This window comes from Microbacterium halotolerans, from assembly GCF_003569805.1.
Taxonomy (GTDB): Bacteria; Actinomycetota; Actinomycetes; order Actinomycetales; family Microbacteriaceae; genus Microbacterium; species Microbacterium halotolerans.
In genome coordinates this window covers 221,050-235,532 of record NZ_QVLP01000018.1, presented here as the reverse complement: position 1 = coordinate 235,532, position 14,483 = coordinate 221,050, and the positions used below count along the sequence as shown (strand labels likewise).

The 14,483-nt window shown below is 68.9% G+C and carries 14 protein-coding genes; 6 read left to right on the top strand and 8 right to left on the bottom strand.

All coding sequences use genetic code 11. From position 1 onward, the window contains the following. Nucleotides 1-88: 88 nt before the first annotated feature. The gene (locus tag DZG09_RS16060) at nt 89-787 is read right to left on the bottom strand and encodes an iron-dependent transcriptional repressor DtxR (protein WP_119698762.1); all 699 of its coding nucleotides are present in this window, start codon (nt 785-787) and stop codon (nt 89-91) included. A gap of 81 nt (nt 788-868) precedes the next feature. On the opposite strand from DZG09_RS16060, the gene serC reads away from it, so the two are divergent. Beyond that, on the top strand, nt 869-1,984 hold the full coding sequence (gene serC / locus DZG09_RS16055) for a phosphoserine transaminase (protein ID WP_119698761.1): 1,116 nt from the start codon (nt 869-871) through the stop codon (nt 1,982-1,984). A 40-nt stretch (nt 1,985-2,024) separates the two neighbouring features. On the opposite strand, the gene DZG09_RS16050 is transcribed toward serC, so the two are convergent. Together DZG09_RS16050 and DZG09_RS16045 are read right to left on the bottom strand one after the other, a co-directional pair. Beyond that, nucleotides 2,025-2,657, bottom strand: a complete 633-nt coding sequence (locus DZG09_RS16050; protein ID WP_338040011.1) for a DUF3027 domain-containing protein — start codon at nt 2,655-2,657, stop codon at nt 2,025-2,027. Beyond that, on the bottom strand, nt 2,650-3,033 hold the full coding sequence (locus DZG09_RS16045) for a cold-shock protein (RefSeq protein WP_119698759.1): 384 nt from the start codon (nt 3,031-3,033) through the stop codon (nt 2,650-2,652). Before DZG09_RS16045 ends, DZG09_RS16050 begins: the two co-directional genes overlap by 8 nt. A 119-nt stretch (nt 3,034-3,152) precedes the next feature. Here DZG09_RS16045 and DZG09_RS16040 point away from each other — a divergent pair, with 119 nt between their 5' ends. The 3 genes from DZG09_RS16040 to DZG09_RS16030 are packed head-to-tail and all read left to right on the top strand — an operon-like array spanning nt 3,153 to nt 6,795. After that, nucleotides 3,153-3,428: a multidrug ABC transporter ATPase gene (locus tag DZG09_RS16040; RefSeq protein ID WP_119698758.1), complete on the top strand. Its 276-nt coding sequence runs from the start codon at nt 3,153-3,155 to the stop codon at nt 3,426-3,428. 4 nt (nt 3,429-3,432) lie between these two features. Beyond that, on the top strand, nt 3,433-5,115 hold the full coding sequence (locus DZG09_RS16035) for a helicase-associated domain-containing protein (protein ID WP_119698757.1): 1,683 nt from the start codon (nt 3,433-3,435) through the stop codon (nt 5,113-5,115). A gap of 36 nt (nt 5,116-5,151) precedes the next feature. Continuing rightward, entirely contained in the window at nt 5,152-6,795 is a 1,644-nt protein-coding gene (locus DZG09_RS16030; protein WP_119698756.1) for a DNA repair helicase XPB, read from the top strand. Nucleotides 6,796-6,852: 57 nt separating this feature from the next. On the opposite strand, the gene DZG09_RS16025 is transcribed toward DZG09_RS16030, so the two are convergent. From DZG09_RS16025 to DZG09_RS16005, 5 genes are all read right to left on the bottom strand, one after another. Then, complete coding sequence (locus DZG09_RS16025) at nt 6,853-8,376, bottom strand: inositol monophosphatase family protein (RefSeq protein ID WP_119698755.1); 1,524 nt, start codon at nt 8,374-8,376, stop codon at nt 6,853-6,855. Continuing rightward, on the bottom strand, nt 8,373-9,419 hold the full coding sequence (locus DZG09_RS16020; protein ID WP_119698754.1) for an ABC transporter ATP-binding protein: 1,047 nt from the start codon (nt 9,417-9,419) through the stop codon (nt 8,373-8,375). The genes DZG09_RS16025 and DZG09_RS16020 overlap by 4 nt, the downstream gene beginning before the upstream one ends. 7 nt (nt 9,420-9,426) lie before the next feature. Next, complete coding sequence (locus DZG09_RS16015) at nt 9,427-10,248, bottom strand: ABC transporter permease (RefSeq protein WP_119698753.1); 822 nt, start codon at nt 10,246-10,248, stop codon at nt 9,427-9,429. Then, a complete protein-coding gene (locus DZG09_RS16010) occupies nt 10,248-11,105 on the bottom strand; it encodes an ABC transporter permease (RefSeq protein ID WP_240424112.1) in 858 nt (285 codons plus the stop codon). The genes DZG09_RS16015 and DZG09_RS16010 overlap by 1 nt, the downstream gene beginning before the upstream one ends. Before the next feature lie 107 nt (nt 11,106-11,212). Further along, nucleotides 11,213-12,367 (bottom strand): extracellular solute-binding protein, encoded by a 1,155-nt coding sequence (locus DZG09_RS16005; protein WP_119698751.1) that lies wholly within the window; start codon nt 12,365-12,367, stop codon nt 11,213-11,215. A 155-nt stretch (nt 12,368-12,522) separates the two neighbouring features. Between DZG09_RS16005 and DZG09_RS16000 the strand changes: the two genes are divergently transcribed. Together DZG09_RS16000 and DZG09_RS15995 are read left to right on the top strand one after the other, a co-directional pair. Continuing rightward, nucleotides 12,523-13,623: a LacI family DNA-binding transcriptional regulator gene (locus tag DZG09_RS16000; RefSeq protein ID WP_119698750.1), complete on the top strand. Its 1,101-nt coding sequence runs from the start codon at nt 12,523-12,525 to the stop codon at nt 13,621-13,623. A gap of 134 nt (nt 13,624-13,757) precedes the next feature. Then, complete coding sequence (locus DZG09_RS15995; protein ID WP_119698749.1) at nt 13,758-14,453, top strand: response regulator transcription factor; 696 nt, start codon at nt 13,758-13,760, stop codon at nt 14,451-14,453. Nucleotides 14,454-14,483: the final 30 nt, after the last annotated feature.

Here is a 14,483-nt window from a genome sequence, read left to right as displayed (position 1 = left end):
CACATCTACGCTACGCGAGGATAACGAAAAAGTCACGGCAGAGTCACGATTCGATCCGCATCGGATCATTCCGCCCCGCGTGTGACACCTAGCGCGGAGCGACGAGGAAGACGTGCGAGGCGATCTCGGCGGGCAGTTCGAGCGCCTCGTCGCGGTCGTTCATCTCGACGAGGACGTATCCCTCGCTGTAGCGGAACTGCCCGGTCGCGCCGGGCACGACGCCCGCGCCGCGCAGCTGCTCGAGAAGCTCCGGATCGACCTGAGCAGGCTCAGCGAGTCGACGCACGGTCCCCGTGATCGGCTCGCCCGCTGCATCGAGTGCCTTGACGAGCCCCACGACGCCCTCATCGAACTCACCGCCTGCGTCGCCGCCGATCGCGTCGAGCCCAGGGATCGGGTTGCCGTACGGCGACTCGGAGGGGTGGCCGAGCAGCTCGACGAGCCGACGCTCGACCTGCTCGCTCATCACGTGCTCCCAGCGGCACGCCTCTTCGTGCACGAACGCCCAGTCGAGCCCGATCACATCGGAGAGGAGCCGTTCGGCGAGGCGGTGCTTGCGCATCACATCGACGGCCTTCTGCCGACCGGCGGCGCTCAGCTCGAGACGCCGATCCTCGCCGACGTGCACCAGCCCGTCGCGCTCCATCCGGCCGATCGTCTGCGACACGGTGGGGCCGGAATGCCCGAGGCGCTCCGAGATACGCGCACGCAGGGGAAGGATGTTCTCCTCCTCGAGCTCGAGGATGGTGCGCAGGTACATCTCCGTCGTATCGATCAGATCGGTCATCAAGGCCTCCGTATCGGTGTTAGGCAAGCCTACCTCGATCGGATGCGCGTGCGGGTCCGGAAGCGGTCATACGATTGAGTCATGACGCTCACGATTCCTGCCGAACTCCTGCCAGCTGACGGCCGTTTCGGGTGCGGCCCGTCGAAGGTTCGCGGAGAGCAGGTCGCCGCACTCGCCGCCGTCGGCGGTTCCCTGCTGGGGACGTCGCACCGCCAGGCGCCGGTGAAGAGCCTCGTCGGCAGCGTCCGCGAGCGTCTCGCCGACCTGTTCCGCCTGCCAGACGGCTACGAGGTCGTACTCGGCAACGGCGGCTCGACCGCGTTCTGGGATGCCGCAGCCTTCGGTCTGATCTCGTCGCGCAGCCAGAACCTGACCTTCGGCGAGTTCGGCGGCAAGTTCGCCACGGCAGCAGGTGCGCCGTGGCTCGAGGCTCCGGATATCCGCACGGCCGAGGCCGGTTCGATCGCGCTGCCGGAGCCGACGCCGGGCGTCGACGTGTACGCATGGCCGCACAACGAAACGTCCACGGGCGCATACGCCCCGGTGGCCCGCGTCTCTGGCGACGACGGCGCCCTCACCGTGATCGATGCGACCAGCGCTGCCGGCGGCATCGACGTCGACATCGCGCAGACCGACGTGTACTACTTCGCACCGCAGAAGAACCTCGGCTCCGATGGCGGCCTGTGGGCGGCGATCATGTCGCCGGCCGCGATCGAGCGGGCGGAGCGCATCGCCGCGAGCGGCCGCTACGTGCCGGAGTCGCTGAGCCTCGTCACCGCGATCGACAACTCGCGCAAGAACCAGACGTACAACACACCGGCGATCACGACGCTGCATCTGCTGGACAGTCAGCTGGGCTGGATCATCGACAACGGCGGCCTCGCGTGGGCCGACGCCCGCACCCGCGAATCGTCCGGCCTGCTCTACGACTGGGCGACGGCATCCTCGGTCGCCGCCCCGTACGTCGCAGACCCCGCGCACCGCTCCCCCGTGGTCGCGACGATCGACTTCGCCGAAGATGTCGACGCGGCGGCCATCGCGAAGACGCTGCGTGCCAACGGCATCGTCGACACCGAGCCGTACCGCAAGCTGGGCCGCAACCAGCTGCGCATCGCTACGTTCGTCTCGATCGAGCCCGACGATGTGCGCCGCCTCGTGCGCTGCATCGAGTACGTCCTCGAGAACCAGTCGCGCTAGCTGTAGCGCACTGCGCGGCTATCGCCGAGATGTGCCGCGGTCAGCGACTCGTCTCGGCGTCGTCGCCGTCTTCCGAGTCGACGTCGTCTTCCGGATCATCGTCGTCCGCCTCTTCATCATCCGGTTCGTCCTCCTCGCCGCCCGCGTCGAGCTCGTCAATGTCGACGCCGTCGACGTCTCCGGCGTGCAGAATCGGCGAACCGTCCTCCGAGAAGTCGTCGTCATCATCATCGGGGTCGAACTCGTCGAAGGTCGTCTCGTCGTCGCCCTGTGCTTCCGCGCGCGCAGCTTCCTCTTCGGCTGCGGCGCGCTGCTGCGCCTGGTACTCCTTCAGGCGCACGGACCACGGGACCCATTCCGGTGCGATCAGCGCGTCGTCGCCCGGCAGCAGCTCGGCCTCGAGCACAGTCGGCTCCGCGCCCTGCACCACCGCGAGCGACACCGTCCAGTACCAACCGGGGTACCCCAGCAACCGATTCTCGAACAGCAGGGAGACGATGCCGTCCTGCTCCGTCCGGTGACCGGCCGCGACGCCGATCGACTCGGCAGGCGTGATCTCATGCAGAGCTGTCAGCGCAAGGTCGTGTGCGGCGATGAGCCGCGCATCCGGCCCCGACAGCTCGTCCTGCTGCGCGTCTGGGACCTCGGCCGCCTCGTCCTGCGACTCAGGCATCGATCTCATCCGCGACCTTGCGCAGCACCTGGGCGGTCTTGCGAGCGTGGGCATTCGACGGATAGTGGCCGTGGCGCAGGTCCTCGCCCACTCCATCGAGCAGTTTCACCAGATCCTCGATGATCACGGCCATCTCCTCCGGGTTCTTGCGCGTCGGCTTCGTTCTGCTCGGAGCCTTCTCGAGATAGCGCACCGACAGCGCCTGCGGCCCCTTGCGCCCATCGGCCATGCCGAAATCGACGCGCATCCCCGCCTTGGGCGCGTCGCCGCCCGCCGGCAGCGCTGAGACGTGCAGGAAGACATCCTGGCCATCATCTGAAGAGATGAAGCCGAAGCCCTTCTCCTCGTCGTAGAACCTGACCTTGCCGGTGGGCATTGGCACCTCTTGACGTACGAAACCAACGTGCGGACAGGGCAGACAGCCCGTTCCCCCAGCCTACCCATCCGAGCCGCCGCCCGCGCCCGGATCGCACGGTCTGCCGTATCCTGGGAAGCGTGACCCCTCAGCCCTCAGCGCAGGAGCCGCCCGTCCGCGGGATCGACCGGTTCCTGACCTTCGCGTCGCTCGGAATCATCGTCGTGTCCGTGGTGTGCTTCTTCGTCATCCTGATCGCCAGTGCCTCCGGAATGAACGCAGCACAGCTGGGCGAGGGCGCATGGCCGATCGTTTCATGGTTTCCGATGATCGGCCTGCCCGTCGGCTTCCTGATGATGCTCGCGCTCGTCATCATGACGATGATCAGGAAGGGCCGCGCCGCGAAGCGCCCGTAGCATCTTGACTGCCGTCAGCGCCGAAGCCCGGGTCCGCTCGCTCGCGGAACGGCTCAGTGTCGCGGGCGACGAAGAGATCGCCTCCCTGTTCTCGGCACGCGGGGTGTCCGCGCACGCATCGTGGCGCGACTGGTTCGACGCAGCTGATGCGCTGCTCTCACCCGATTCGGTCACGGCCGCTGTTAGCGCCCTTCCCCGCGATGTGCTGTGCGATCTCAGGGAGGGCGCGGGCGGCGAGCGCCTCGGGCTCACCGACGCCGACGGACGGCCGTATGCACCCGTGCTGATGGCGATCCCGGATGGCCTCTCGCGCACGCCGACGACGGCACCGGTCGCTGCGTCGCAGAATGCCGCGGCGCACGCCGCTGAGCGGGCGTTCACCGGCATGTCGGCGATGGCGGAGGTGATGCTCGACGGCATGCGCACTCCGATGCCCCGCGTCGGCGAGCGGCTCGGAGCGAACGAACGCCGCAGGCTCACCCATGAGGGCATCGTGCACGACCCCGACGAGGCGGACGTCCTCGTTCAGGCCGCAGAGACGGCCGGCCTGGTCCGCGCCGACGACCGACGGTGGCTCGTCACCTCCGCCGGCGCGGAATGGACGAGGGCGGACACGCCCCACCGGTGGGAACGACTCGTGCTCGGTCTGCGCAGTGCGATTCCCGACGGCCTCCGGCCCGCCGCCGGCGCATCCGGATGGGTCGACCCCGCCCTCTGGCCGGACGCCTACCCGCTCGCGGCCACCTGGCCGGAGGCGGCCGATCGCTGGCGCCGGATGTTCGAGCTCGCCGGCCTCATCGCCGCAGACGGCGAGCCGACGTGGGCGCGACCGCTGCGCGAGGGCCGCGACGCCGACCCGTCCGCATTGCTCGCACTCCTGCCTGCCGAGGTCGACCGGGTCTTCCTGCAGAACGATCTCACCGCCATCTCCCCAGGGACGCTCTCGCCGCCGCTCGACGTGCGGCTGCGCGCGATGGCCGTGCGCGAATCTCACGCGCAGGCGTCGACCTACCGATTCACCGAGGGGTCCGTGTCGTCGGCCCTGGGCGCAGGCGAGACCTCGGAGTCGATCAGCGCGTTCCTCAGGGGGCTGTCGATCACGGGGGTGCCCCAGCCGTTGGCGTACCTGATCGATCGCACCGCTGAGCGGCACGGACTGGTACGCGTGTCGCTCGAGCCCGAAACGGGCCGCACGATCGTCTCCAGCCCCGACCATCATCTCGTCGCGACCATCGCCGTCGACCAGTCGCTTCGCGCCCTCGGTCTCACCGCGGACGGCGCGCTGCTGCGCACTCGAGCCGATCGGCGGGCGGTGTTCTGGGCGCTCTCCGATGCCCGTTACCCCGTCGTCGCCATCGACGAGGCGGGCGAGACGATCGTGCTCGATCGCAGCAAAGTGGCTCCTGATGCAGCTCCGGCCGAGCAGCGCCACCGACCTCTCATCGAACGGCTGCGGGAGTCGGAGGCGGACGACACCGACACCGCGTGGCTCGAACGCGAGCTGAACGCCGCGGTGAAGGGCAAGTCGACGCTGGTCGTCTCGGTGGCGATGCCCGACGGCTCCACCCGCGAGCTCACGCTGGAGGCGACTGGGATGGGCGGAGGACGCCTGCGCGGGCTCGACCGCGGCGCCGACGTGGAACGCACACTCCCCGTCAGTTCGATCACGGCGGTCCGCCCCGCGTGACGCCGTGTTCACCGCACGCCGGTAGACTTGTTCGCTATGTCTGACGGACCCCTCATCGTCCAGAGCGACCGCACCGTGCTGCTCGAAGTCGCGCATCCCGATGCCGAGACGGCGCGGCATGAACTCGCGGTGTTCGCCGAGCTCGAGCGCGCTCCTGAACACATCCACACCTACCGCGTGACGCGGCTCGGGCTGTGGAACGCCAGGGCCGCGGGACACTCGGCGGAGGACATGCTCACGACCCTCGATCGCTGGACGAGGTTCCCCGTTCCCGCGTCGGTCTCCACCGACATCCGGGAGACGGTGAACCGCTACGGCCGGCTCACGATCGAGCGCGACGACGACGGGCAGCTGATCCTGCGCTCCACCGACAATGCTGTGCTCGCCGAGGTGTCGCGCAACAGGAAGGTGCAGCCGCTGCTGGTCGGCCACCCCTCCCCCGACACCTTCGTCGTCGAGGCATGGGCGCGCGGACAGATCAAGCAGGAGCTGCTGAAGATCGGATGGCCGGCCGAGGACCTCGCCGGATACACGCCGGGCACGCCGCACGAGATCGCTCTCGACGAGACTGAGTGGTCGCTGCGCCCCTACCAGCGGCACGCGGTCGACACGTTCTCCGCCGACGGCTCGGGCGTCGTGGTGCTGCCGTGCGGTGCGGGCAAGACGCTGGTCGGCGCCGGTGCGATGGCCGAGACGAAGACGACGACGCTGGTGCTGGTGACGAACGCGGTCTCGGCGCGACAGTGGCGCGACGAGCTGCTGCGGCGTACCTCCCTCACGGAGGAGGAGATCGGCGAGTACTCCGGCCAGGTCAAGGAGATCAAGCCGGTCACCATAGCGACGTACCAGATCCTGACCGCCAAGCGGAAGGGCGAGTACGCGCACCTGGGCGTGCTCGACGCTCTCGATTGGGGGCTGATCATCTACGACGAGGTGCATCTGCTCCCTGCTCCGGTGTTCAAGCTCACCGCCGACCTGCAGGCGCGCCGCCGCCTCGGCCTGACCGCGACGCTCGTACGCGAGGACGGGCGCGAGGGCGACGTGTTCAGCCTGATCGGCCCCAAGCGGTTCGACGCGCCTTGGCGCGAGATCGAGGCGCAGGGCTTCATCGCGCCGGCCGCCTGCTACGAGGTGCGCGTCGATCTGCCGGCCGACGAGCGGCTCGAGTACGCGGCGAGCGCCGACGACGACCGCTACCGGCTCGCCGCGACCGCTCCGGCCAAGATCGATGTCGCGCGCCGGATCATCCGGAGCCACCCCGGCGAGCAGGTGCTGGTGATCGGCCAGTACCTCGATCAGCTCCAGGAGCTCAGCGACGGGCTCGGCGCACCGCAGATCACCGGGTCGACGCCGGTCGACGAGCGTGAGCGGATGTTCCAGGAGTTCCGCGAGGGCAGACTGCCCGTGCTCGTGGTGTCGAAGGTCGCGAACTTCTCGGTCGATCTTCCTGACGCCTCGGTCGCCATCCAGGTCTCCGGCTCATTCGGCTCGCGGCAGGAGGAGGCCCAGCGCCTCGGACGCCTGCTGCGCCCGAAGCAGGACGGCCAGACCGCGAGCTTCTACACGCTGATCGCCCGCGACACCGTGGACCAGGACTTCGCCCAGAACCGCCAGCGCTTCCTCGCCGAACAGGGCTACAGCTACACCATCTACGACGCCGACACTCTCGCCGCGGCCTAGAGCGGCGCCCCCGCTGCCGAGATGCGCACTTCTCGCCGAGATGCGCCGCTCCCGACGTCATCTCGTCGAAGATGTGCGCATCTCGCGAGCCGCTGAGTACTCCGCGAGCAGCGCCTCAGCAGCGGCAGCAGTCGCGCCGACGAAGACGGCGCCGGATTCCGGATGCAGGTTGTGCGCGCCCGTGTCGTCGCGCACCGCACCGCCTGCTTCCGCGACGATGAGCAGGGCCGCGGCATGGTCCATCGGACTGTACCGATGCACCATCGCCGCGACGCCCCGACCGAGAGCGACACCCGCAAGGGTCGCCGTGCCCGATCCCGGGACGCGCAGCGTGCAGCTGCGGGCGGCGAGAGCGGAGAGCATCTCGACGAAGCCCGGCCACGCCTGTGCGCCTGCGAGTTCGGTCGTGACGATACGCCCCACGAGCGGGTCGCCGCCCTGTGATTCCGGCACCGCGAGCCGCACACCGCAGCGCCAGGCGCCCGCTCCTGCCGCCGCGACGACCGGCGTCTCGCCGACCGGGTCGAGCACGGCCGCCGCCACGGGCGCGCCCTCTTCCACGAGCGCGAGGGAGAAGCTCGTCCACGGCACCCCGTTCGCAAGGTTGGCCGTGCCGTCGATGGGGTCGAGGTACCAGCAGGGCACGGTGCCGTCGGAGCTGCCGCCGTACTCCTCGCCGACGATGTCATGGTCGGGGAACTGCGCGCCGAGGACCGCTCTCACATCGCGTTCGACGGTCCGGTCGACCTCGGTGACGTGATCGGCTGGGTTCTGCTTCGTGGAGACCGAACCGACTCCGTCCCTGCGCGCCCGGCGCGTGAGGAGGGCGGCATGCCCGGCGAGCCCGTCGACCACGCTCAGGCGACGCGCCCGCTCGTCGCGCACATCCGTCGCGACCGCGTCGCGGATGCACTCGAGCCGGTTCGTCGTGATCGAGTCGACGCCGATGCGCGCGAGGTGCGCCGCCTGCGCCGGCTCGTCGACAGTCCAGCACGCGACGCGGGCGCCGAGCGAGTGCACGGCGGAGACGAACGCCGCACCGACGAAGAGGTGCGGAGCGTTCACGAAGGCCGGGCGCAGCGGCACGAGGTCCGCCGACGTCGGGAGGTCCGCCGAGTCCCACGGGAGGTGGATCACGGCGTCGGGCAGCGACTCGCGCACGATGCGCATGGCGTCGAGGCTGCCGCACCACTCGGTGAACGCCTCGGCCTGCGCTCCGCGCACGACCTCGACCGCCGCCGACGCCGGTGCCGCGTGGTCCATGTCGATGAGCAGTGCGGAACCCGCGCCCCTGACGCGCTCGACCGCGTCGGCCAGCAGCGGGATCCGGTGCCGACCTCCTCCGACTTCGAGGACCTCGTCGAGCGTCATCTCGGCGACGGCGCGCTCGTCTCCCCACAGCCGTTCCAGCGTCGCGTCGTGCAGCAGCACCGCACCGCCGTCGTGCGTGAGTCGCACGTCGACCTCGATCACCTCAGCGCCTGCGGCGAGCGCCGCGTCGACTGCGGCGAGCGTGTTCTCCCTCGCACCATGCGCGTCGTCGCCGTGGTATCCGCGGTGGGCGACGATCCGGCCGCTCATGCCGCAACCCGATCACGGATCTGTGCCGTCCGCCCGTCGTAGGCGGACGAGAGTCGGCCGTCGTCGTATCTCAGCGCCCGCGCGATCCGAATCCCCACCTCATCGCCGACGGCCGGCACATCGGTGCCGACGTAGGAGCGCAGCTCGACGCCGCGCGCCACGAGCGCGACCTCCGTGAAATGGCCGTGCGGGAGCACGCGCGTCACAGACGCCGGTATGCCGTGCTCGACAAGCTCGACGTGCTCGGGGCGCACGATCCAGCGCACACCGTCATCGCCGTCGCCGAGGTCGGGAGCGGCGACGGTGTTGCTGGCACCGATGAACCCCGCGACGAACTCCGTCGCGGGCGCCCGGTAGAGCTCGTCCGGCGTCGACGCCTGCTCGATCCGCCCGTCGTTCATCACCGCAACGCGATCCGAGACCGCCATCGCCTCCTCTTGGTCGTGCGTGACGAGAACCGTCGTGATGCCGAGACGCTGCTGGATGTCTCTGATCTCCTCACGCACCCGCACGCGCAGCTTCGCGTCGAGGTTCGACAGCGGCTCATCGAGCAGCAGCAGCTGTGGGCGCTGCACGAGCGCCCTGGCGAGCGACGCGCGCTGCTGCTCACCGCCCGAGATCCGCGCGGGCCGGCTGTTCGCGTGGTGCGACAGTCCGACGAGCTCCAGCACCTCCGACACCCGCTGCGCGATCTCTCTGCGCGGAACGCGCGCGATGCGCAGCGGATAGGCGATGTTCTTCGCCACGGTCATGTGCGGCCACAGGGCGTAGTTCTGGAACACCATGGCGCTCGGCCGCCGCTCCGGACCGAGCGCGGTGACGTCACGGCCTGCGACGGCGACGCTTCCGCTCTCCGGCGAAAGGAAGCCGGCGATCATCCGGAGCGTGGTCGTCTTGCCGCATCCGGATGGTCCGAGCAGCGAGACGAGCTCTCCCTCGGCGATGTCGAGCGAGAGGTTGTCGACGATGGTGCGGCCTCCCAGCTCCTTCGTGAGGCCGGCGAGACGCAGGCCCTGAACGTCGGTCGCAGTCGTGTCTGTCACGGTTCTCCTAGCGGATCTGGAAGCCCTCGGCCAGCTGCCCGCCCATGATGTATCTACGGGTCAGCAGCAGAAGGACGACGGATGGGATGGACAGCAGGAGCGCGAACACAGCGGCGACCTGCTTGGGATAGTTCAGGACGAGGGAGTACATCTCAGTGGGCATCGTCATGAAGGAGGGCGCACCGACGAGATACGTGCCCTGCGACTCGTCGAAGGAGGCGAGGAACGACATCACAGCGGCGACGAGGATGCCCGGCATCGCCATCGGCAGCGTCACCGTCAGGAACACCCGCATGCGCCCCGCGCCCGCATCGCGAGCCGCTTCTTCGAGCGAGCGCGGCACGGCGCTGAAAGCCGCCGCGGGAATCCACGTCATGAACACGACTGTTCCGATCACGTGCACGATGACGATGCCGAGCGCCGTCTCCATGAGGTTCAGGCCGTAGAACACCGTCGCCATCGCAACGAAGAGGCCCATCTTGGGGAACGCGTTCGTCGCGAACAGACCGACGAGGAACACCCGCCGCCCCGGAAAGTCGAAGCGCGAGAACGCGTAGGCGGCCGGCAGGCAGATGAGGGCGGAGACGATGACGGTCAGTGGCGCGAAGAACAACGAGTTCTGGATCGATGCGAACAGGCCGGGATCGGAGAGCACCACCCGCCACCAGTCGAGCGTGAGCCCTTCGGGGAGCAGAGAAGGATAGCTCCACTCCGTGGCGAAGGCATGCGCCGCAAGCCAGACGAGCGGGCCGAGGATGAAGCAGGCGACGGCGACGATGAGCACGCCGACGATGACGCGGCCTGCGCCGCGGCGGACGAGTTCGCTCATCAGACCCTTCCCTCCTGCTTCGCGCTGCGGAAGTTCGCCCAGACGTACAGCGCGGCGACTCCCGACGCGATGACGAAGACGACGACCGCGATCGCAGCGGCCTGCTGCGGCTGATTGAACGATTGGAAGTACTTGCTGATGTCGACGCCCAGCTGCTGCGGAGCGTTCGGCCCGGTGAAGTAGGGAACCGTGAACTGCCCGAGCACACCGATCGCGGTGAAGGTCGACGCGATCACCAGCGGGATGCCCGCCATGGGCACGAGCACGCCGCGGATGATCGCGAAGGTCGACGCGCCGGCGTCGCGTGCGGCGTCGATCAGCGCATCGGGCACGGCCTGCATCCCGGATGTCGCCATCAGCAGCGCGAACGGAAGGTTGACCCACACCGAGGCGATGACGACGCCGGTGACGGTGAACCCGAACACCGGGCCCTCGAGACCGAACTGCGCGAACACGCTGCGCACGAACCCGTCGCCCGAGTAGAAGGTGAGGATCCCCCACGAGGCGATCACGACCGGGATGAACAGCGGCACGATGCCGAGGCCCGACAGCACGGCACCCAGCCACCCGCCCTGCAGCCGCAGGAACACGGCGATGCCGATCGCCGTTGCGAGCGTCACGCCCGTGGTCACGACCGTGACGAGCACCGTCGCACCGAGGTCGCGCCCGAAGCGCACATCGGCGAACAGCTCAGCGTAGGCGTCGAGGGTGACGAGCCCGTCGGCCTGGTGCACGTTCTGCCCGATCGCCGCGGCCGTGCTGTTGAGCCCGCCCGTCATGCCGAGGCTGAAGCCGATCGCCAGCAGGACGGGCAGCCCGACGAACAGGGCGATCAGGATGACCGGGGGCAGTGCCATCGAGAAGCCGATGGCGCGCCGCCGCCTCTGAGCGCTCTGCGCGGCCGAGCGGGAGGGCCGCGCTGACGCACGCGACCCTCCGCTCACCGCTGGGATGACCTGCCCGGTCACGGAACCCGCTTGTCCCATTCATTGGCCATGTCGGAGCTGACCTCGCTGTAGTAGCCCGGACGCAGAGCAGACGGGTCGGCGTCGGCGAACTTGTCGGCCACCTCGCTCGGCAGCGTGTCGAGCGAGACGACCGGGTAGCCGGAGATCTGCTCGGCGATGATCTGCTGACCTTCGGAGCTCAGCACGAAGTTCGCCAGCTCCACCGCGGCATCCGTGTGCTCGCTCGTCTTCGGAATCCCCAGGTACGAGGCGTTGCCGGTGAAGCTCGGATCGCTGATCTGCGCGTAGCCGACCGTGTCGGGGATCAGCCCCGACTTCTGCCCCGTGATGAACTGGTCGCTCCACACCGGCGCCATCGCGATCTCGCCGCTGGCGAGGAGATCCAGCACCTGGTTGTTGCCGTTGGGGTACACCCCGCCCTGGTACACGGACTCGCCGAGCTCGGACAGACGCTCGAAGCCTGCGTCCCATCCGGATTCCAGCTCCTTCGCGTACCCCGCCCGGAGCTCCTCCTGGTCGCCCTCGGAGAGGAAGCTGTCGAGCACGGTGGTGACGAACGCACCGCCCGAGCCTCCCGTCGACGGCGAGTTGTAGGCGAACTGCCCGGGATTCTCATCGATCCAGGCGAGCAGATCGTCGAGCGTGCGCGGCGGCTCTTCGACCTGCTCGGTGTCGTATGCGAGCAGCACCGACGATGCGCGGTACGGGATGCCGACCCCCTTGCCGGCTTCGATCGTGGACTCAGGCACGGATGCAAGGCCGTCGACCGAGTCGGCGTCGACCTCGAGCAGCGTGTCGGCCTCAGCCGCGCTCGAGACGACGAAGCCCGCGTCGATGAGATCGAAGCCCGGCGCGTCGCCCGCTTCGGTCGCCGTGGTCAGCTTCGCGACCGTCTGCTGGTCGTGCTCGCCATGGAGGTCGATCGTCGTGCTGACCTCGACGTCGGGGTTCACCTCCTGGTACGCGGGGATGATGCCCTTCTCCCACAGGTCCTGCACGTTGGTGTCACCTGAGATGAAGACGGTGAGGCTCGACTCACCTGTCGAGGCGTCAGCGGCCGAGCCGTCCGCGGCAACGGGGCCGCAGCCCGCAAGGACGCCGACGGCGACGATACCGGCCGCGGCCGCTGGGATTGCTCGCTTTCTGATCACAGTGCGTTTCCTTCTGTCGAAGATCGGGTGCGACGGTCATCGCACCGTTTCGATGATTCGCGTCCTCCGTGACCGATCGGTGAACTCCGGGCAACGAGTCGCGAGTCGGACGACGAACGTATCGAAACGTTGCGAAACAGCGCTACGGTGAGGGTGTGAGAGCAGCAGCCGCACACGGGAGTCCTGCGGGTCGCGGCCGGTCGGGGCGCGTCACCATCGCCGATGTCGCCGAACGCGCCGGCGTGTCCACGTCGACGGCATCGCTCGCGTTCCGAGGCTCGGATCGCGTGCTCGAACCGACCAGGCAGCGCATCCTCGCCGCGGCTTCCGCCCTCGGCTACGGCGGACCGCACCCGATTGCGAGCTCGCTTCGTCTGGGGCGCAGCGGCATCGTCGGCATCGTCATCGCGGAGCGCGTGGGGCTGGCGTTCCAGAACCCGGTGGCGCTGGCGACCATGGACGGGCTCTCCGACAGCCTCGACCGGATGGGCTTCGGCCAGCTGCTGCTGCCCGGTCGCGCGAATGCAGCAGGTCGTCCCGATCCCCTGCAGTCCCTTCCGGTCGACGCCGTCGTGTTCGCCACGCGCGGTGAGGAGTTCGATGAGCTGCTCCCCGTCGTCCGCTCCCGCGGTGTCCCCATGGTGGGGATCGAGGGCCCGCACGCCGACGACATCACACTGGTCGAGATCGACGACCGCGGCGGAACGATGCGCCTGGCCGAGCACGTCGCCGCCCTGGGCCACACCGAGGTCGGCGTCATCATGAGAACGACGGAGCTCGGCGAGCCGCGTTCGCCCGGCAGGCCCGAGCCGATCGGCTCCCGGCTCGACGCCATCGCCAACCGCACCATCCGGGGTCGCCTCGAGGCCGTGCATCAGGTGTTCCCGCGCGCAGTGCGCGTCGAGGCCGGCGGTCGAGACGCCGAGGCGGGCTCCGCCGCGGCCCACCTCCTGCTGGACGCTGACCCGCGCGTGACCGCCGTCCTTGCGCAGAACGACGTTCTCGCCGCCGGTGCCGTCGCAGCCGCACGCGAACGCGGCCTGCGCGTACCGGACGACCTCACGGTCACAGGCTTCGACGGCATAGCGGTGCCGTGGCTCGATCTGCCGCTGACGACGATGCGCCAGCCACTGCGCGACCGCGGGCGCGAGGCGGGCCGTCTGGTCGAAGAGCTCCTCGCCGGAGGGCACCCCGAGCCGGTCGCGATGCCCGTCGCCTTCGTCCCCGGTGCCACCGCAGCTCCTCCTCCCCGCTGACCCTGCGCCGGGCGCCGCCCTGCTGTCGAGATGTGCCCAACTCGCGAGACGCTTTTTCGTTCGCCAGCAGGGGAAATCCCACGTAAACCCGCGATTTCCAGCCGGATCATCACAGACACCGACATAATGGGGCCATGACTGCACCTCGCATCCTGGTTGTCGACGACGAGCCGAACATCCGTGACCTGCTCTCGCAGAGCCTGCAGTTCGCGGGGTTCCAGGTCCGCACCGTCATCAACGGAGCCCAGACCATCTCGGCCGTGCTCGAGGAGGAGCCCGACCTGATCGTGCTCGATGTGATGCTGCCCGACATGAACGGGTTCAGCGTCACCAAGCGTCTCAGAGACGCCGGCTACACCGCTCCGATCCTGTTCCTCACGGCGAAGGACGAGACCGAGGACAAGATCAAGGGCCTCAACGCCGGCGGCGACGACTACGTCACCAAGCCGTTCAGCCTCGACGAGATCGTGGCGCGCATCCAGGCGATCCTGCGCCGCACGATGCTGAACGAGGAGGAGGAGCAGGTCATCCGCGCCGGCGAGCTGACCATGGACCAGGACACGCACGACGTCTACGTCGGCGACACGCACATCGAACTCAGCCCCACCGAGTTCAAGCTGCTGCGCTACCTGATGCTCAACCCCAATCGTGTCCTCTCCAAGGCGCAGATCCTCGACCACGTGTGGGAGTACGACTTCAACGGCGACGCCGGCATCGTCGAGAGCTACATCTCGTACCTGCGCCGCAAGATCGACCCGCAGGCATCGGAGCCGCTCATCCAGACCAAGCGCGGCTTCGGCTACATGCTGAAGGTCGACAAGGCCGCGTAGGAGCCTGCCCTGGCCGAGAAATCCGACGCC